We start from the raw sequence: 18,686 nt of genomic DNA, 5'->3' as shown, positions 1-18,686 counted from the left end.
TAAAGATAGGGATAAACAGGGTTTATCGACGAGTATGAGTTATGGCGTAGCGATAATGTTGACGATCAATCAGATGCCGTAACCTTTTGATGAGATTAATTTCCATTGATCGTCCTGAGAAATGAACTCGAATATGGTGTTTGATCCGCTACCATAGGCAAAGTTATAATGTCTTTTTTTGCAGGTGATGTAAATATGATCGATATTAACTGTGAAGCGATTTTTGACTAACTTGGTTGAAACACGCCATGTATAAATACCTTTAGAAATCGTTTTTCGATTTTTAGCGTCGTAAATATTTATAAGTTTAAATAACCTGGATGAAGGAAGATGTGTTAACGCAAGATCGTGTTCATCTATTAAATAAAGACTATCAAAATAATATTGATTGGGTGCCACTTTAGCTGTGCCTCGATCTTTTTTATAATTCAAACTAATAGCAGAATCGATCATCAATTTCAGATCGTCTTTATCTTGTGCAAATACGCTTGAAGAAAAGCATAAAACCCAAATCCACAGGAAATATTTCATTGTTTAGTTTATACCATGTAATATAGTAACTGAATGCGATTTCCTACCTTTAAAAAAATTAATTATTTATGCGAATAGGACGATACCCCATAGCATCAAGCGTAGTGCTGGCCATTTTTGTTGCTAAGCTGATGGTGCAATACTTTGCTCCGGAGAGATCAGTTGCATTAGATCCATGGTTTGACAGGGCCATGATGGCGGCCATTGTGATTTTTTTGCTGTACTATGCAAGGGTATGGATAGGTGCATGGTTAAGTAACCGGCGGGAAGAACAGGCAGAGGGGTAAGAAATACCTGTCCGACCGTCCATCAATCATCCATCCCAAAACCGGACGGACACCATCAAATATTATTATCTTCGTACTATGAAAATTCAAATAGCCGATCTGGAATTTGAGCCGCTTATTAACTACGATGACCTGCAAACCCGTATAGGCCAAATAGCCGAAGCGATAAGCCTGGAGTATAATGGTAAAACCCCCATCGTAGTAGGCGTACTAAACGGCTGCTTTATGTTTATGGCCGAATTAGCGAAGAACATCAGCATCCCCTGCGAAATTGCATTTACCAAGCTATCATCTTACCAAGGAGGGCTTTCGAGCACCCGTCGTATCCGCGATGATCTGGACCTTACGGTTGATATCGCCGGCCGGCACATTATTTTGGTAGAAGACATTGTTGATACCGGCAACACGCTCGATTACCTGACCGCCAAACTGCGCCAACGCAAACCGGCTTCCATAACCGTATGCGCCCTGTTGCTTAAACCATCGGCCTTAGAGTACGAACTGAAAGAACTAAAACATGTAGGCTTCGAAATTGAAAACAAGTTTGTGGTAGGTTTTGGGCTTGATTATAAAGAGCTGGGTAGAAACTTGAAAGGGATATACCAGCTGGTAGTTTAGTTTTGAATATCGAACATCGAATATTGAATGATGAATATCGAACAAGTAAGGCAGAAGGATAGAAAATCAAACACTTCGATATTCGATGTTGGGCGTTCGGTGTTCGTTATTTTATTGTTCTTAACCAGCTGTCAATCCACCTCGCCCGAGCCTGGTATCCGCATCGCGCTAGCAAACCATAACCAAAGCCTGCAAATAACCGGGCTTGATGCCGCTATAATGGCCGATATTAACCGCGAGGATACCGCCAGTTGGCAAACCCTTTTCCCGGTTTTTAAAATGCCGGCAGATACGGATCTGATCAACTATCAGCCCGAACAGCCCGGGTGTTATCAACTTCACGATTCGGTTTTACTGTATACGCCCGATACTGCTTTTGCCCCAAAGCAAACCTATTTTATGCGTTATTATCGTTTCGGTAGTGGCAAAACCATTGGGGATTATATAAATGGTAAAGCAAAGCTAAACCAAACGCCCTATACAGATTTGATTTTTAAGCCCTAACACTTTCAAATTCAAAATTTATTTGCTACATTTGCATTTATAATACAGAGGAGGGGGCCGTTTGCCCCCTCTTTTAGTTTACCTCCTGATAGCTTTCGGGACGAGAAAGGGCAGACAGATAATGAACGTTGAAAAAAGGGTAGCCGAACTGGTTGAAGAAAAAATAGCCGAAATTGAGCGCCCCGACCTGTTTATTGTAAGCATAAAGTTTTTACCAAACGGTAAGCTTATGATTTTGGTTGATGGTGATAAAGGCATAGGCATAGCCGAATGTGTAGCTATAAGCCGCTATGTTGGCTTTAAGCTGGAAGAGGAAGATGTAATAAAAACGGCCTATAACCTGGAGGTGTCATCGCCGGGTATCGATACGCCGCTTACCTTGCCAAGGCAGTACACCAAAAATATTGGGCGTACGCTGGGCATTAAAATGGCTGATGGCAGCAAACGCGAAGGTGCCTTAACCGGCCTTACCGAAGATGCCATTATGATTGATGAGCAAATAAAAGAAAAAGGGAAAAAAGCTGTAACAGTTGAAGCCGTTATCCCGATGAATAGTATAACAGAAACAAAGGTTTTAATATCATTTAAGTAAGAAAATGAGCAATATTAATTTAATTGATTCATTCCAGGAATTCAAGGATTTCAAAAACATTGACCGTCCAACAATGATGAGCGTGCTGGAAGACGTTTTCAGAAGCATGATCCGTAAAAAATACGGTACCGACGAAAACTGCGACGTTATTGTTAACACCGATAATGGTGACTTGGAGATTTGGCGCACACGTACAGTAATGGAAGATGGCTTTAGCGAGGATGACGATCTGGAGATTGAATTGGCCGAAGCTAAACTGCATGATGCCGACCTGGAAGTGGGCGATGAGTTTATTGAGCAGATCACATTGGAGAGCTTTGGCCGTCGTGCTATATTGGCTGCCCGTCAAACCCTGGTATCAAAAATATTGGAGCTGGAGAAAGACGAGATCTTCAAAAAATATAAAGACCGCGTAGGCGAAATTGTAACCGGCGAGGTTTACCAGGTTTGGAAAAAGGAAACTTTGGTATTGGATGATGAAGGCAACGAGCTTTTATTGCCTAAAACAGAGCAAATACCTGCCGACTACTTTAAAAAAGGCGACAGCGTAAAAGCGATTGTTTACAAAGTGGATATGTTGAATGCTAATCCTAAAATTATCATTTCGCGTACAGCACCTGAGTTTTTACAGCGTTTGTTTGAACTAGAGGTACCTGAGATTTTCGACGGTTTGATCACGATCAAAAAGATCGTTCGCGAACCGGGCGAGCGTGCTAAGGTAGCTGTTGAATCATACGACGATCGTATTGACCCGGTTGGTGCCTGCGTTGGTATGAAAGGTTCACGTATCCACGGTATCGTTCGCGAGTTGAAAAACGAAAATATCGACGTAATAAACTTTACTAACAATATTCAGTTATACATACAGCGTGCATTGTCGCCTGCTAAGATCACTTCTATTAAATTAGACGATGAGAAAAAAACAGCGGCAGTATACTTAAAGCCCGATCAGGTATCATTGGCAATTGGTCGTGGTGGCCATAATATTAAACTGGCGGGTAAGTTAACCGGTTATGAAATAGATGTTTACCGCGAAGCTGATGAGCACGATGAGGACGTGGATATTGAAGAATTTACTGATGAGATTGATGGCTGGATAATTGACGAATTTAAACGCATTGGTTTAGATACGGCAAAATCTGTACTGGCTTTATCTGTTGGCGAATTGGTGAAACGTACCGATTTGGAGGAAGAAACAGTGAAAGAAGTATTATCAATTTTACAAGCAGAATTTGAATAAGAAAAATAAGCAAAATTAAAATCGTATTTTTGCACCAATTGCAAGGAAAGAAAAACTAATAAATGTCAGAAGACAAAAGCATAAATTTAATTAAAGCTGCAAAAGAGCTTAACATTGGCACAAGTACAATAGTTGACTTTTTGGCTAGCAAGGGATATAAGATTGATAAATCTCCCATGGCGAAGCTGAATGGTGAAATGTACGGCGTGTTATTGAAGGAGTATGCTGCCGATAAAAGCATAAAGGAAGAGGCTAAACAGATCAGTATTGGTAAAATACGTAAAGATGAAACTGTTGCTACGCCCGAAAAGCCTGCAGAGCAGCCGCGCAGATCGCGTGATTTTGAGAACGAAGAGATCCTGATCAAAAACGCGGGCCAGTTTGCAGCGCCCGAAAAACCGAAACCGGTTGAAGAGCCTGCTGCCGAACAGGCAAACGATGGCCTGCGTGGTGTTAAAGTTGTAGGCAAGATCGATCTTGACAACCTGCACGCTAAACCGCAACCGGTTGCCGAGCCTAAAAAAGAAGAAGTTAAACCCGTGGCTGCAGCGCCTGCACCCGAGCCGGTTAAAGAGGAGGTTAAAGCACCCGAGCCTGTGGCTGAGGTGGCTAAGCCCGAACCAAAACCCGAGCCTGTAGCCGAGGCGCCTAAAACTCCAGAGGCACCTAAAGCGGTAACTCCGCCTGCGCCGGTAGCAGCAGCACCGGCCGCCGAGGAAACCCAGGGCGAAGACGAAAACGAAGTTATACGCGCAAAAGCGCAACGCTTAAGTGGGCCTAACATTATTGGTAAAATAGAATTACCTGATGCTGCGCCAAAACGAAATAATCCGGTTGCTTCATCATCAAACGCCAACGCCGATCATAAACGTAAGCGTAAACGTAAAGATGGTGCCCCCGGTAATAACAATAACGGACCTAACCCGCAGCAAGGTTTACAGCCACAAGGTAACGTAAACCCTAACCGCCCCGATTTTAGAGGTAACAGACCAAACCCGCAAGGTGGTGGCCCGGGTGGCGGCAATAATAACCGTCCGGATTTTAGAGGAAACCGTAATACAACACCTTCAACTCCTAAAGAGGAGCCATCAGAAAAGGATATACAAGACCAAATTAAGGCTACACTTGCACGCTTGAGCGGCGCGGGTAAGTCGGGTAAATTTGCGCAACGTGCCAAGTTCCGCCGTCAAAAACGTGATGATGTGGCCGCTAACGCGGATGAGTTGGCAATGGAGCAGGATGCACAATCAAAAGTGCTGAAAGTTACCGAGTTTGTAACCGCCAACGAGTTGGGCATCATGATGGACGTACCTGTTACGCAGATCATTTCAACTTGTATGAGTTTAGGTATGTTCGTATCCATCAACCAACGTTTGGATGCCGAAACCCTAAGCATTGTTGCCGATGAGTTTGGTTACCAGATAGAGTTTGTTAAGCCACAGGATGAAGAGTACATACTTGATCAGCCTGATGAGCCGGAGGATCTGATCCCACGTGCACCTATCGTAACCATCATGGGGCACGTTGACCATGGTAAAACTTCATTGCTTGACTTTATACGTAAAACCAACGTAATAGGTGGTGAAGCGGGTGGTATAACCCAGCACATTGGTGCCTATGAGGTTACTTTGCCGGATAACAAAGGAAAAATTACCTTCCTGGATACACCGGGTCACGAAGCATTTACCGCTATGCGTGCCAGGGGTGCACAAGTAACAGATATTGTTATCATTGTAATTGCTGCTGACGATAGCGTGATGCCGCAAACCCGCGAGGCTATAAACCACGCGCAGGCTGCCGGTGCACCAATCATCTTCGCATTTAATAAAATTGACCGCCCGGGTGCTAACGCCGATAAGGTACGTGAGCAACTATCAGGCATGAATATTTTGGTTGAAGAGTGGGGTGGTAAATACCAAACACAAGAGATATCTGCAAAAACAGGTTTAAATATCGACTTGTTACTGGAGAAGGTATTATTAGAAGCCGAATTGCTTGAGTTGAAAGCTAACCCTAATAAACGTGCCGTAGGTACCGTTATTGAGGCTGCTTTAGATAAAGGCCGCGGTATTGTAACTACCATATTGGTACAGGCTGGCCGCTTAAAAGTAGGTGATCCTATTTTGGCAGGGTGCTACAGCGGTCGTGTTAAGGCATTGACCAACGAGCGTGGCCAAAGGGTTGATTCTGCTGGTCCATCTACACCGGTACAGGTGTTGGGTATGCAGGGCGCGCCTACCGCCGGTGACAAATTCAATGTACTGGAAAGCGAAGTTGAAGCCCGTGAAATTGCTACCAAACGTATGCAGTTACAACGCGAGCAAGGCTTACGCACACAGAAACATATTACACTGGATGAGATCGGCCGTCGTTTAGCGGTTGGTAACTTTAAAGAGCTTAACGTTATTGTTAAAGGTGACGTGGATGGTTCTATCGAAGCGTTATCAGATTCATTGTTGAAACTGTCTACCGAGCAAATCCAGGTTAACGTGATATCAAAAGGTGTTGGTCAGATCTCCGAATCGGACGTATTGCTGGCATCGGCGTCAGACGCTATCATTATTGGTTTCCAGGTGCGCCCTTCAGGTGGTGCCCGTAAACTGGCCGAGGCAGAACAGATCGACATCCGTTTATACTCGATCATTTACGATGCGATAAACGAGATCAAAGCCGCGATGGAAGGCATGTTGGCGCCTGAGTTTGAAGAGAAGATCGTTGCTAACGTCGAGATCCGCGAAACCTTTAAGATCAGCAAAGTGGGTACTATCGCAGGTTGTATGGTACTGGATGGTAAAATCACCCGTAACAGCAAGATCCGTATCATCCGCGAAGGCGTGGTTATCCATACCGGCGAGTTGGCTTCATTGAAACGCTTTAAAGATGACGTTAAAGAAGTATCGGCCAACTACGAGTGCGGTCTGAACATCAATAACTTTAACAACATCGAAGTTGGTGATATTGTTGAAGCTTACGAAAACGTAGAAGTAAAACGCAAATTGTAATTAACAATTTAGTCATATTGAAAGGCCCCGCATGTCGGGGCCTTTTCTTTTATGTTAAATCTGGAAATAGGTGGGCGTTGTAAGGCAGACATTTATATCTTTGCGCCATCATCTACACTATGTTACGTAAAATTATTAAGACCGATAAGGCCGACACCACTATCCTTATCCGCCTTATGGTGGGTACGGTGTTTCTGTCTGAAGGTATCCAGAAGTTTTTGTTTGCAGATAAACTGGGCGCAGGTCGCTTCGCTAAATTAGGCTTACCCGGCTCAGATTTTTTAGGCCCTTTCGTGGGATCGCTTGAAATTGTTTGCGGAATATTGATAATATTTGGCCTGCTTACACGCCTGGCAGCAATCCCTCTGTTTAGTATCATTGTATGCGCTATAATGGTTACCAAAATAGAACTGTTACCATCGGATGGCCTGTGGTTTATGATACATGAAAGCCGGGTAGATTGGGCCATGTTGCTGGGAATCGTTTTCCTGGCCCGTAAAGGCAGCGGACGATGGTCGATGGATAAACATATAACCCTTCAATATAAAAAGGCTCTCCGGTAAGCGGAGAGCCTTTTTTACCTATAACCTGGTATTATTCCCTGAACGCAAATTCTTAAGGGTGCGCCACTTTAAAAGTGGCGCACTTGGCGCACCTGTTTTTTATAAAGAGCTGTATATTAGTTTTTTATCGAAAAAAGCGGCGCAATGCGGCGCACCCTGCCAATTTTTCAAAATATTGATATTCAATGAGTTGGTAGAATTCAATCAAGGTTCATTTTAAAAGTGGCGCACTCTTTTTAAACAAAAATATCATCTCGAGCGATAGCGAGAGATCTATACAGGGACAGGTATTCGCCTGCTTAGCTTTTATATAGATCTCTCCCTTCGGTCGAGATGACATCGTGGGGTGAGTAGGCGTTGAATATCGATTATTCCGTCTCTTCCAGATCAGCGGCGGCCGCTTCATCCATGAACCATTGTACTTCGCCAACGATAGAATCTATCAGTTGCGCTGGGTATAGTTCAATGTTCTCTTCGTCCTCTATAACATGCTTAACAGCCGGAGCTTTGCTTTCGCCATAAACCAGGAACGCGATGTGTTTTGCTTCGTTGATCAGCGGCGCATTTAACGTGATGCGGTAAATTTGTTTACTTTCCAGGTAAGGCGCTTTAACGCCCGGGGTAACATCGCCCAAAACCGGTGTGCCCGGGAATAATGATGCCGTGTGTGCGTCATCACCTAAACCTAATAATATCAGGTCGAAGCTCATTTCGCCATCGTCAAAAAACTCGGCTATCTGCTCGGCATATTTTTGGGCGGCTTCGTTAGGTGTTAAAGTAGTGTCTACAGCGAAGATCTGGTTTGGCTCGATGTACAATGGATCAAACAACGTGGTTTTAGCCATCAGGTAATTGCTGTCGGCGTGGTTTTGCGGTACGTTGCGCTCATCGCCAAAAAAGAAATATACTTTGGTCCAGTCCAGTTTATCGGCATAGCTGGTTGACGCCAGTAACTCGTGCAGTTTTTTAGGCGAGTTACCACCCGATAACGCCACCGAAAATTTACCATGATTGGTAATGGCTTCGTTGCCTACGGCTATAAAGTAATCTGCCAGTGCGGTTAGCACTTCGTCGGCAGTGTTGTAAATGTTTAGTATCATGGTTTGATGATTTTTGAGTTAAATAAAAATGTCATTTCGACCGTAGGGAGAAATCTTGTACGCCTTGCTATGTTGCGCGTATAAGATTTCTCACTGTCGTTCGAAATGACAGTTATGCGTGCTTAGTGCTTACTCTTAGCTCCGTTCAACGGCAACGTAAACCAATGGAAACCATCGCGGGCAATTAATGCCTCTGCAATTTCAGGTCCCCATGAATCTGCCGAGTAGTTAGGGAAGTTTAAGCTTTTCTTAGCTTCCCAGGTATTCAATATCGGCATGATCAATTCCCAGGCAGCTTCAACCTGGTCGCCACGCATAAACAGGGTTTGGTCGCCGTGCATCGCGTCAAGCAGTAGGGTTTCGTAAGCTTCAGGAGCATCGCTGGTGTAGGTGCCTTTATAGTCAAACACCATATCAACAGTGTTCAAAATCATGTCAATACCCGGGCGTTTAGCCTGTACCTGCAAGCGGATGCTCATTTCAGGCTGGATGCTAATGATCAGCCTGTTTTGCTGCCAGCTTTCGGCGGCTTCTTTCGGGAACATCAGGTGAGGTACATCCTTAAACTGAATGGTAATGGTTGATGCCGATTGGTGCATGCGTTTACCGGTACGTACATAGAAAGGTACGCCTTGCCATCTCCAGTTATCTACAAAGAATTTAATGGCTGCAAACGTTTCAGTGTTCGATTCAGGGTTAACATTGTTCTCCTGGCGGTAGCCCGGTACTTCTTTACCTTCTATCCAACCCGGACCGTACTGGCCGCGTACAGCAGACATACGCACATCATCCGGTGTAAACTTACGCATAGCGCGTAATACGTCAACACGACGGTCGCGAACCTCGTTAGCGTTAAAACTGGTTGGTGGTTCCATGGCTACAAAGCAAAGCAATTGCAGCAAGTGGTTCTGGATCATGTCGCGCAACGCGCCCGAGCCTTCGTAATAAGGGCCGCGATCTTGAACACCCAGCTGCTCGGTAACCGAGATCTGTACGTGCTCAATATAATTACGGTTCCATATCGGCTCCAAAATAGAATTGGCGAAACGGAAAGCCATAATGTTTTGTACGGTTTCTTTACCCAGGTAATGATCTATCAGGTAGATCTGGCACTCGTCAAATAAACCTGATAAAAGTTTATTTAATTCCTGCGCGGTTTCCAGGTTATGGCCGAAAGGTTTTTCAATTACTATACGTACACGTTTGGTGTCATCAGCCAGTTTTGCTTTCGCGATGTTTGAGGTGATGATCGGGAAGAAATCCGGAGATACCGCTAAGTAGTATAACACGTTTGGCTTGGTTTTCCATTCGGCGGCATGCGCGTCAATACGTTTACCAAACTCTTTATAAGTTTCGGCATCCTTCGCGTCAGACACCTGGTAGTATACATTCTTTACAAATGATTCCCATTTCGCGCTGTCAGCCTTTCCGCTGCGCGAGAATTGGTTAATATCGGCTAATAATTTCTCTCTGAATTGCTCGTCGGTTAACTTAGTGCGACCCGTACCGATGATAGAGAATTTTTCGGGCATCCAACCGTCCAGAAACAGGTTGTAAAGGGCTGGTGCCAGTTTACGAGCATTCAGGTCGCCTGTACCGCCAAAAATGACGAATACGGTAGGCGCTGATGTTATTGGTGAAGACATAATATTTGTTTTCTTAGTGATAATTATTTTTTAGGTACCCACTGGGTATGGAACGTTCCTTCTTTGCCAATCAGCTCGTAAGTGTGCGCGCCAAAGTAATCGCGTTGTGCCTGTATTAAGTTTGACGGCATGCGGCCGCTATGGAAAGCATCAAAATAGCTTAACGATGCAGTATAGCAAGGAGCAGCGATACCGGCAGCAGTAATGGCCGATACAACGGTACGTGCACCACCAACGCTGCCTTTAACTTCGTTGGCAACACCGGCATCAAGCAACAGATGCTCCAGCGCTGGGTTTGCTTTAAACGCGTCGTAAATGTTTTGCAGGAACAATGAACGGATGATACAGCCGCCTCTCCATATTTTAGAAATTTCGGCCAGGTTCAAACCATAGTTAAATTCTTCGGAAGCGCGGGTTAACATGTGGATGCCTTGCGCGTAGCTGATGATCAGGTTAAAGTAGAATGCTTCTTCTAACGATTTAACAAAAGCGTCAACATCAACATTTAATTTACCTTCAACACCACCGTAAATACCTTCGGCTTTAACGCGTAGGGCTTTATATTTTGACAGGTCGCGCATGGCAACAGATGAATCTACCGTAGGGATAGGGGCCTGCAGGTCCATAGCCACTTGTGATGTCCATTTACCGGTACCTTTTGAGCGGGCTTCGTCTTTAATATCATCTAATAATAAATGATCCGCACCCGGTGCTTTGTAGCGGAAAACATCACGCGTAACTTCTACCAGGAATGATTTTAAACGACCGTCGTTCCATTCGGTGAATATTTTTTCGATGGCGTCGTTATCCAGGCCTAAACCTTTTTTCAATATCTCGTAGGTTTCTGCCAATAACTGCATCACACCGTACTCAATACCGTTGTGTACCATTTTAACAAAGTTACCTGCCGAACCGGTACCGCAATAAGTAACGCAAGGCTCGCCATCAACTTTAGCCGCAATGGCTTCAAATATAGGGCGTACAACTTCGTAAGCGTTTTTATCGCCACCCGGCATCATGCTCGGGCCACGGCGGGCGCCTTCTTCGCCACCTGATACACCCATGCCGAAGAAGTGAATGCCTTTGGCGCTCAGTTCATCAAAACGGCGGTTGGTATCGGTGTAATAAGTGTTACCACCATCAATGATCAGGTCGCCCTTGTCAATTAATGGTAAAAGCTCTTCAATAACGTCATCAACAATTTTACCGGCAGGTACCAACATCATAATGGCACGCGGCGTGTTCAGGCTGGCTACAAATTCCTTTATATCACTAAAGCCTTTAAGGTTTCCGTTGGTGCTTTCCTGCTCCAGTGCCTGGCCCTTGCTGGCGTCTTTATCAAAACCTGCACCTTTTACGCCATGGTCGCCCATGTTTAGCAAAAGGCTGCGGCCCATTACGCCCAGACCGATCATACCGAAATCATACTTTGTTGGTGTGCTCATCTTATTTCTTGTTGTTTTCGTCTTTTAGTTCTTGTAATATTTTTTGGGTCGATTCCAGGTCGGTATGCAAAAAGGCACGGATGCCCAGCTTTTGCGCCGCGTTAACAAACATTATCCTGTCATCAAAATATACGCATTGATTGGGGCGCGCTTGCGCTATGCCCATGGCCAGTTGCCATATCCCCGGGTCGGGTTTGCGCATTTTAACCTCGCATGATGACACGAACGCGTCAAAAAACTCATGCAGTTTAAATTTTTTCACCCGGTAGTCGTTCAGCTCCTTGCCCTCGTTATTAACAGAAATGACACGGAAACCGCAGCCTTTTTTCCATTCTTTCAACCAGGCCAGGCTAGGTAACTCTACCGATTGGCGATATACAAATTCCTTAAAATCCTCTCTTGTAAAATCGCGGGGATGATTGAAAATAACCGTATCCAGGTATTCGTCAAGGGTTATAGCGCCAACTTCATACACGTTAAATATAAAGTTGTGCAGAGCATTTACCTCTTCGTAATCAAGCCCGAATTTCTCCGCAGCTTCCTTACGCGATCCATGCCCCCAGCCATTGCTTAACAATACGCCGCCAATATCAAAAAAGAGAATTTTAAGGCTTCCTGCTTCCATTGTATGCCGGAATTATTTTTTAGCGTTAGCTTCAATTGCGTTTAACAATTTCTCGAACGGGGCGTTAAATTTCTCAACACCTTCGTCCTCTAATTGCTGGGTTAAAGCGTCCAGATCGATGCCTGCTGCTTTAACGCGTTCTAATGCTTCGGTAGCTTTATCTAAACCTTCTTCTAAAGTGTTAGCGGCAATACCATGATCACGGAATGCTTCAACAGTTTCCAAAGGAACAGTATCAACAGTATCCGGACCGATCAAAGCCTCTACATATTTAGTGTCCTTAAACGCAGGATTTTTGCTGCTGGTGCTGGCCCATAATAAACGTTGTGCGTTAGCGCCTTTAGCTGCTAATTTTTCCCAACGTTCGCCGCTGAATACGCGTTTGTAAATTTCATAAGCTTTTTTGGCAGATGCGATAGCAACTTCGCCTTTCAGGTCGCCTAAACCTTTTTCGTCCAAAATAGGGTCGATCAAAACATCGATACGGCTTAGGAAGAAGCTGGCAACCGAATGGATATGCGCAATTTCATGACCAGCAGCTAAGTGATCCTCTAAACCTGCTATGTAAGCTAAAGCAACGTCTTCATAACGTTGTAAGCCGAATAATAAAGTAACGTTGATGTTGATACCTTGCGCGATAGATTTGCGGATAGCATCTAAACCTGGCTGTGTGCCCGGGATTTTGATCATTACGTTCTCGCGATCAACTTGTTTCCAAAGCAATTTAGCTTGTTCAAAAGTTTCAGCGCCTTTCATCGCTAAAAACGGAGATACTTCTAAGCTAACATAACCGTCAACTTTGTTGCTTTCGTTGTAAAGGTCTTTAAACAGGTCGCACGCGTCCTGGATATCTTTAACAGCTAAACCGAAGAATACTTCTTCAGTAGTTTTGCTACCGTCAGATAATGATTTGATATCAGCATCGTACATATCGCTGCTGCTGATCGCTTTTTCGAAGATAGCCGGGTTTGAAGTAACGCCACGGATACCATCCTTGTCAATTAATGCTTTTAATTTACCATTACCAATAAAGCCACGGTCGATAAAATCCAACCAGATGCTCTGACCGAAGTCATGTATTTGTTTTACTTTGTTAGACATAATATTATGTTTTAGTATAAATTTTGTGAGCCAAAGCAGGCTCTTTCTATTTAGTTTTATTTTTTGCCGATGCGAGCTGATTTTGTGTGGCCAGCAATTTTAAAAGATCGCTTCTATCCGGATAGATAAAATTGGCAAACTTCCAGGTATTTCCGGTTTTGACAACTTCGGCAGTAACAAACACCGGTGTAGCTAAAACAGCTTTTTTAGTGGCGCCTTTTTTAATGTCATGCAGTTCAACAAAAAACTTTTTGCCCACCTGTTTAACAACTACGGTTTCAAACCCGCTGCGTGTATCCTGCGCGGCAGATATTGGGTCGAAATCTAAACCCGGTTCCTCACTGTCGATGGCAAAATAATTTGTTAATGCTTTATAAAGCGGCGCGTCAAAATAAGTTGCCTTATGCTTAACCGTGTATGCAAAAGGCGAAGTGTTGTGTTGTTTGGCGAAATTATCATCGGCATCCATCACGGCATACCAATCGTAAAATTTCTGTACAAAAACACGAGCCGCCTCTTTATCAGCCGCAGGCGATTGAGATCTGGCATCAAAAAGCATAACCATACTAAGTATGATCATGCTTATGAATATAAAACCTCTTTTTTTCATTTGGCTAAGCTTATTTTACTAATGCTTTTGCTTTTTTAACCACGTTATCAACCGTGAAGCCGAAGTATTTGTACAGTTCGTCTGCCGGAGCCGATTCGCCGAATGTTTCCATGGCCAGGATGTCACCTTCGTCGGTAACATATTTGTGCCAGCCCAGTGGCGAAGCCATTTCAACAGCTAAACGTTTTTTAACCGCTTTAGGGAATACCGACTCTTTGTAAGCTGCATCTTGTTTCTCAAACAACTCCCATGATGGGAAGCTCACAACACGTACCTTAACACCGTCAGCTTCTAATTTAGCTTTAGCGTCCATGATCAAAGCAACTTCCGAACCGGTAGCCATCAGGATCACATCAGGAGTACCTTCGCTGTCAGAAAGGATATAAGCACCTTTATCTAACTGGCTTGCTTTACCCAATTTATCCTGGTCTAAAATTGGCAGACCTTGACGGGTGAATACCAATACAGTGGGGCCACCTTGTTTCTCGATAGCTACTCTCCAGGCGTGCGCGGTTTCGTTAGCATCAGCCGGGCGGATAACCGTGATATTAGGGATAGAGCGCAATGAAATTAATTGCTCAATAGGCTGGTGGGTAGTACCGTCCTCGCCTAAACCTATACTGTCGTGCGTATAAACGAAGATCGGGCTTATTTTCATAATCGCTGCCAAACGGATCGGCGGGCGCATGTACTCAGAGAACATCAGGAAGGTTGCACCAAAAGGTTTAATACCTTTAGTTAATGACATACCAACCAATGCCGAACCCATAGCATGCTCGCGGATACCGAAGTGGAAGTTGCGGCCGTTACGGTTCTCAGACGTAAATGAGTCGTATTTTTTTAAGGTTGTTTCTGTTGATGGCGCTAAGTCAGCCGCGCCACCAATCAGGTGAGGGAAGCTGTCAGCGATAGCGTTCAATACTTTACCAGATGCCTGGCGGGTGGCCATTTTAGGATCAGCTGCGCTAAATACCGGTAGTTTATCTAACCAGCCTTTAGGCAATTCGTCTTTAACAGCAGCTTCGTACTCAGCAGCCAGTTCAGGGAATTCAGCTTTGTATTTAGCGAACAGGTCGTTCCATTTTTTCTCGGTCTCGATACCACGTGCGCCGATCTCTTTGTAGTAATCAGCAACCTCAGCAGGGATGTTGAATGATTTCTCCTGATCGAAACCAAAGAATTCTTTAACCAATTTGATCTCGTCAGCACCCAGCGGCGAACCGTGTGAACCTGCAGTACCCGATTTGTTAGGGCTACCGTAAGCGATCAATGAACGAACACGGATCATTGATGGTTTTTGAGTTTCGGCTTTAGCGTTAACTATAGCTTGTTGTAAACCGGCAACATCGTTAGCATCGCCAACAGATTGTACGTGCCAGCCGTATGAACGGAAACGCGCGTCAACATCTTCGTTGAAAGCGATATCTGTGCTGCCTTCGATAGAGATCTTGTTATCATCATATAAATAGATAATGTTACCCAACTCCAGGTGACCTGCTAATGAAGCAGCCTCAGAAGTTACACCTTCCATCATATCACCATCGCTGCAGATAGCGTAAACGTGGTAGTCAAAAAGGTTAAAGCCCGGTTTGTTATAGTAAGCTGCTAAGTGTTTTTGTGCGATGGCGAAACCTACACCGTTAGCGAAACCCTGGCCCAACGGACCGGTAGTAACGTCAACGCCCGGAGCCAAACCGTACTCAGGGTGACCTGCGGTTTTGCTGTGTAACTGGCGGAAGTTTTTAATATCGTCTAAAGAAAGATCATAACCTAACAGGTGCAAAAAGCTGTATTGTAAAATACAAGCGTGACCTGCTGATAAAATGAACCTGTCGCGGTTAGCCCAATCAGGGTTCTTTGGGTTGAAATTGATAAATTCTTTCCAAAGTACATGGCCCAGCGGTGCCAGTGCCATTGCGGTACCCGGGTGGCCCGAGTTTGCCTTTTGTACAGCATCTGCCGACAAAATGCGCACCGTATTAATTGCTAATTCCTCGATGTTTTTACTTTTTGCGTCCATTTTTATTTGTTGTTGATATAAATTATTTAGGAGATAGGTTTAATAGTTGACGAAGGCACTATTGGCGAAGGTTTTAGCTCATCGCTCCATAAGCGGGCGCCGCCTTTAATACCGTCGCGGTTGGTAACTACGGTCATGTTTTTCTCCAGTTTGAAGTCGATCTCGCGCGAGTTGCCGCCGCCTATATATAAGTGGTCATAGTTAAAGAGTGTTTTCATGTTTTTAAAAACTTTCTTTAGTTTGACATTCCACTTGTCTTTACCGTCTTTCTCAAAGGCTTTGTCGCCAATGTACAGGTCGTAAGTTTTGCTTTTGGTTGCCGGGCTTTGGCCAACTTCCAGGTGGGGTAATAACTGTCCGTCTAACAGCAAAGCGGTGCCGAAGCCGGTACCCAGGGTAAGCACCAATTCAAGCCCCTGGCCTTTTACTACGCCAAGGCCTGCCATATCAGCATCGTTTACAACGCGGGCAGGTTTGCCCAATTGTTTGCTAAGTGCTTCTGCGAAGTTAAAATTGGCCCAGGCATCATTATCCAGGTTAGGCGCGGTTTTAACAATACCATCGCGCACATAGCCGGGGAAACCAACCGATATACGGTCAAACTCTGCGAAGTTTTTCGCTAGTTTTTTAATGGCTTTAATAATGTTTTCGGGGTTTGCCGGTTGCGGGGTTTCTACCTTTTGGTATTCCATCAGCAGTTCGCCTGCCTTGTTTAAAACAGTAGCTTTAACATTCGATCCGCCAATGTCTATCGACAGAACTTTTAGCTGTGGTTCGGTAGTTTTCATAATGATGCTAGGGGGCAAAAGTAATATGTATTTTGTTAATATATAACAATCTTTATGTCAATATATAATCAATACATATCCATTAAATGACCTAAAATATATTAAATCGGTCGATACAGCGCATATGGGCCCTTTTTTTAAGATTTTCATCGACAAATTACGACAAAAATAATTTGAAAAAATCTACTAAATCGATATAGAAAAAGGGTGAAAATGTCCGTTTTTATCGTTTAAAGTGCATGTTTTTCTAATTTGACGGCCCTACAACGGCTGTAAGGTGTACACTGTACGCTAAGTGTATATTAAAAATGTTACGATGAATAAGTTAAGATTTTTATTGAATTTGTATTTTAATTTATAATTTCACCAACCGTTGTGTGCAAATACATAACACTATTGTAAACCAGTTTTAATATACAACATATTATATTCGGAGCGTTGATTAAGCGGTATGCGCGTAAATAATAATTTGCTGCCGGTACACATAACATTTAAAGTAAACTATTAAACACCAATAAAATGAAAGAACAAGAAGAAAAGAGCGGCGCTTCACGCAGAGATTTTGTGAAGAACAGTGCTCTTGCAGCGGCCGGATTTACCATTGTACCTCGTTTTGTATTAGGTAAAGGTTACACCGCGCCAAGCGACACCTTATACTACGCCAGTGTGGGTTTAGGTGGTAAAGGTAACAGCGATAACGCTGCCTTTGTTAAAAGTGGTAAAGCTAAACCGGCTTTCCTGTGCGACGTAGACCAGGATTATGCTGCTAAGGTTTACAATCAGTATCCGGCCGCAAAAAAATATGTGGATTGGAGAGAGATGTTTGAGAAGGAAAGCAAAAACTTTGATGCGGTGCATTGCGCTACTCCCGATCATATGCACGCTGCCATTGCTACTGCAGCTATGGCCATGAAAAAACACATTTATGTACAAAAACCTATGGCGCACGACGTCTACGAAGCGCGTATGATGGCTAACATGGGTAAAAAGTTTAAAGTTATAACCCAAATGGGTAACCAGGGTTCATCTGGCGACGGTGTACGTCAGTTACAAGAGTGGTTTGATGCCGGTGTAATTGGTGACGTTACCGAAGTATACTGCTGGACTAACCGCCCGGTATGGCCGCAAGGCGATGGCTTAAAATGGCCTAAACAAAATGGTACTGCGCCAAGCACCCTTAACTGGGATTTATGGCAAGGTACTGCTAAAGAGCGTCCGTTCCCGGCTGCTCAAAGCGCTGAAAACCCTGATGGTATTAAATTATTGCCATTTAACTGGAGAGGTTGGTGGGAATACGGTACCGGCGTATTAGGCGACATGGGTGCACACATCCTGCATGCTCCAATGAAAATTTTAGGTTTACAGTATGTATCATCAGTACAAACCAGTGTTAACGGCGCGGGTAACTTAGAAGTAGGTCCTGGTGCTAACTATACTATTATGACCTTCCCTAAAACATCAAAAACCAGCGGCCCGGTACGTGTACACTGGATGGATGGTGGTATTATTCCTCCTCGTCCGGTTGAGCTTGATCCGGCTGAGCCATGGGGTAGCGGCGACGGCGGTATGCTGTTTATGGGTACCAAAGGTAAAATGCACGCTGGTTGCTACGCTTCACGCCCTCGCTTGTTACCTGTATCACGTATGGATGATGTTAGCGTTCCTCAAAAAATTGCACGTGTTAATGGCGGCGAAGGCGGTCACTATGCACAATGGGTTGAGGCTTGTTTAGCAGGTTACGGTAAAATGGAAACTTCTTCACCGTTTGAAGAAGCCGCATTATTAACCGAAGCGATGTTAATGTGTAACTTAGCTATCCGCGGTGTTAACGTACCTAAATTAGTTGAAGCAGATGCTGCAGCTACCGGTCGTCGTCGTGGCGGTTCATACCCTGCACGTTATATCGATTTGATTTACGATGCAGCAAAAATGCAGGTTACCAACGTACCGGAAGTTAACCAGTTCGTTAAACGCGAGTACAGAGCGGGCTACAAATTGTCAGGTATCTAATAAC

Annotated in this window: 17 protein-coding genes; 8 read left to right on the top strand and 9 right to left on the bottom strand. The window is 44.3% G+C overall.

The features are described from left to right. Window positions 1–69: 69 nt before the first annotated feature. Complete coding sequence (locus AC59JT_RS15485) at window positions 70–531, bottom strand: hypothetical protein (protein ID WP_497400534.1); 462 nt, start codon at window positions 529–531, stop codon at window positions 70–72. 68 nt (window positions 532–599) lie between these two features. Here AC59JT_RS15485 and AC59JT_RS15480 point away from each other — a divergent pair, with 68 nt between their 5' ends. The 7 genes from AC59JT_RS15480 (at window position 600) to AC59JT_RS15450 (ending at window position 7,337) form a co-directional block, all read left to right on the top strand. Then, window positions 600–818, top strand: a complete 219-nt coding sequence (locus tag AC59JT_RS15480; protein ID WP_497400532.1) for a hypothetical protein — start codon at window positions 600–602, stop codon at window positions 816–818. A gap of 78 nt (window positions 819–896) precedes the next feature. Further along, entirely contained in the window at window positions 897–1,436 is a 540-nt protein-coding gene (gene hpt, locus AC59JT_RS15475; RefSeq protein WP_497400530.1) for a hypoxanthine phosphoribosyltransferase, read from the top strand. A gap of 30 nt (window positions 1,437–1,466) precedes the next feature. Beyond that, complete coding sequence (locus AC59JT_RS15470) at window positions 1,467–1,940, top strand: hypothetical protein (protein WP_497400528.1); 474 nt, start codon at window positions 1,467–1,469, stop codon at window positions 1,938–1,940. 121 nt (window positions 1,941–2,061) lie between these two features. Next, complete coding sequence (rimP, locus tag AC59JT_RS15465; protein WP_497400526.1) at window positions 2,062–2,532, top strand: ribosome assembly cofactor RimP; 471 nt, start codon at window positions 2,062–2,064, stop codon at window positions 2,530–2,532. 4 nt (window positions 2,533–2,536) lie between these two features. Beyond that, on the top strand, window positions 2,537–3,772 hold the full coding sequence (gene nusA / locus AC59JT_RS15460) for a transcription termination factor NusA (RefSeq protein WP_497400524.1): 1,236 nt from the start codon (window positions 2,537–2,539) through the stop codon (window positions 3,770–3,772). Between the two features lie 62 nt (window positions 3,773–3,834). After that, the gene (gene infB / locus AC59JT_RS15455) at window positions 3,835–6,774 is read left to right on the top strand and encodes a translation initiation factor IF-2 (RefSeq protein WP_497400522.1); all 2,940 of its coding nucleotides are present in this window, start codon (window positions 3,835–3,837) and stop codon (window positions 6,772–6,774) included. 119 nt (window positions 6,775–6,893) lie between these two features. Then, window positions 6,894–7,337 (top strand): DoxX family protein, encoded by a 444-nt coding sequence (locus AC59JT_RS15450; protein ID WP_497400520.1) that lies wholly within the window; start codon window positions 6,894–6,896, stop codon window positions 7,335–7,337. A 368-nt stretch (window positions 7,338–7,705) separates the two neighbouring features. On the opposite strand, the gene pgl is transcribed toward AC59JT_RS15450, so the two are convergent. The 8 genes from pgl to AC59JT_RS15410 all read right to left on the bottom strand — a co-directional run bounded on the left by pgl (window position 7,706) and on the right by AC59JT_RS15410 (window position 16,672). Then, entirely contained in the window at window positions 7,706–8,437 is a 732-nt protein-coding gene (gene pgl, locus AC59JT_RS15445; RefSeq protein WP_497400518.1) for a 6-phosphogluconolactonase, read from the bottom strand. A 122-nt stretch (window positions 8,438–8,559) separates the two neighbouring features. Further along, the gene (zwf, locus tag AC59JT_RS15440; RefSeq protein ID WP_497400516.1) at window positions 8,560–10,083 is read right to left on the bottom strand and encodes a glucose-6-phosphate dehydrogenase; all 1,524 of its coding nucleotides are present in this window, start codon (window positions 10,081–10,083) and stop codon (window positions 8,560–8,562) included. A gap of 23 nt (window positions 10,084–10,106) precedes the next feature. Continuing rightward, complete coding sequence (gnd, locus tag AC59JT_RS15435; protein ID WP_497400514.1) at window positions 10,107–11,528, bottom strand: NADP-dependent phosphogluconate dehydrogenase; 1,422 nt, start codon at window positions 11,526–11,528, stop codon at window positions 10,107–10,109. 1 nt (window position 11,529) lies between these two features. Then, window positions 11,530–12,153, bottom strand: coding sequence for an HAD family hydrolase (locus AC59JT_RS15430; RefSeq protein ID WP_497400512.1), 624 nt, complete (start codon window positions 12,151–12,153; stop codon window positions 11,530–11,532). Between the two features lie 12 nt (window positions 12,154–12,165). Continuing rightward, window positions 12,166–13,254: a transaldolase gene (gene tal / locus AC59JT_RS15425; protein ID WP_497400510.1), complete on the bottom strand. Its 1,089-nt coding sequence runs from the start codon at window positions 13,252–13,254 to the stop codon at window positions 12,166–12,168. A gap of 46 nt (window positions 13,255–13,300) precedes the next feature. After that, entirely contained in the window at window positions 13,301–13,864 is a 564-nt protein-coding gene (locus AC59JT_RS15420; RefSeq protein ID WP_497400508.1) for a YqhG/Tai3 family protein, read from the bottom strand. Window positions 13,865–13,874: 10 nt separating this feature from the next. Then, the gene (tkt, locus tag AC59JT_RS15415) at window positions 13,875–15,884 is read right to left on the bottom strand and encodes a transketolase (RefSeq protein ID WP_497400506.1); all 2,010 of its coding nucleotides are present in this window, start codon (window positions 15,882–15,884) and stop codon (window positions 13,875–13,877) included. Between the two features lie 26 nt (window positions 15,885–15,910). Further along, window positions 15,911–16,672 carry an ROK family protein gene (locus tag AC59JT_RS15410; protein ID WP_497400504.1) on the bottom strand — a complete coding sequence of 254 codons (762 nt, stop codon included), beginning with the start codon at window positions 16,670–16,672 and terminating at the stop codon, window positions 15,911–15,913. 519 nt (window positions 16,673–17,191) lie between these two features. On the opposite strand from AC59JT_RS15410, the gene AC59JT_RS15405 reads away from it, so the two are divergent. Continuing rightward, entirely contained in the window at window positions 17,192–18,682 is a 1,491-nt protein-coding gene (locus AC59JT_RS15405) for a Gfo/Idh/MocA family protein (RefSeq protein ID WP_497400501.1), read from the top strand. The last annotated feature ends 4 nt before the right edge of the window (window positions 18,683–18,686 follow it).

The organism is Mucilaginibacter sp. A3364, from assembly GCF_059690715.1.
The sequence above is the reverse complement of the archived record's forward strand: the minus strand, read 5'-3'. Positions and strand labels throughout refer to the sequence as shown.

Coding starts and splice junctions, on each gene's coding strand:
- AC59JT_RS15485 (WP_497400534.1), bottom strand. CDS start 531: ATGAAATATTTCCTGTGGATTTGGGTTTTATGCTTTTCTTCAAGCGTA.
- AC59JT_RS15480 (WP_497400532.1), top strand. CDS start 600: ATGCGAATAGGACGATACCCCATAGCATCAAGCGTAGTGCTGGCCATT.
- hpt (WP_497400530.1), top strand. CDS start 897: ATGAAAATTCAAATAGCCGATCTGGAATTTGAGCCGCTTATTAACTAC.
- AC59JT_RS15470 (WP_497400528.1), top strand. CDS start 1,467: ATGAATATCGAACAAGTAAGGCAGAAGGATAGAAAATCAAACACTTCG.
- rimP (WP_497400526.1), top strand. CDS start 2,062: ATGAACGTTGAAAAAAGGGTAGCCGAACTGGTTGAAGAAAAAATAGCC.
- nusA (WP_497400524.1), top strand. CDS start 2,537: ATGAGCAATATTAATTTAATTGATTCATTCCAGGAATTCAAGGATTTC.
- infB (WP_497400522.1), top strand. CDS start 3,835: ATGTCAGAAGACAAAAGCATAAATTTAATTAAAGCTGCAAAAGAGCTT.
- AC59JT_RS15450 (WP_497400520.1), top strand. CDS start 6,894: ATGTTACGTAAAATTATTAAGACCGATAAGGCCGACACCACTATCCTT.
- pgl (WP_497400518.1), bottom strand. CDS start 8,437: ATGATACTAAACATTTACAACACTGCCGACGAAGTGCTAACCGCACTG.
- zwf (WP_497400516.1), bottom strand. CDS start 10,083: ATGTCTTCACCAATAACATCAGCGCCTACCGTATTCGTCATTTTTGGC.
- gnd (WP_497400514.1), bottom strand. CDS start 11,528: ATGAGCACACCAACAAAGTATGATTTCGGTATGATCGGTCTGGGCGTA.
- AC59JT_RS15430 (WP_497400512.1), bottom strand. CDS start 12,153: ATGGAAGCAGGAAGCCTTAAAATTCTCTTTTTTGATATTGGCGGCGTA.
- tal (WP_497400510.1), bottom strand. CDS start 13,254: ATGTCTAACAAAGTAAAACAAATACATGACTTCGGTCAGAGCATCTGG.
- AC59JT_RS15420 (WP_497400508.1), bottom strand. CDS start 13,864: ATGAAAAAAAGAGGTTTTATATTCATAAGCATGATCATACTTAGTATG.
- tkt (WP_497400506.1), bottom strand. CDS start 15,884: ATGGACGCAAAAAGTAAAAACATCGAGGAATTAGCAATTAATACGGTG.
- AC59JT_RS15410 (WP_497400504.1), bottom strand. CDS start 16,672: ATGAAAACTACCGAACCACAGCTAAAAGTTCTGTCGATAGACATTGGC.
- AC59JT_RS15405 (WP_497400501.1), top strand. CDS start 17,192: ATGAAAGAACAAGAAGAAAAGAGCGGCGCTTCACGCAGAGATTTTGTG.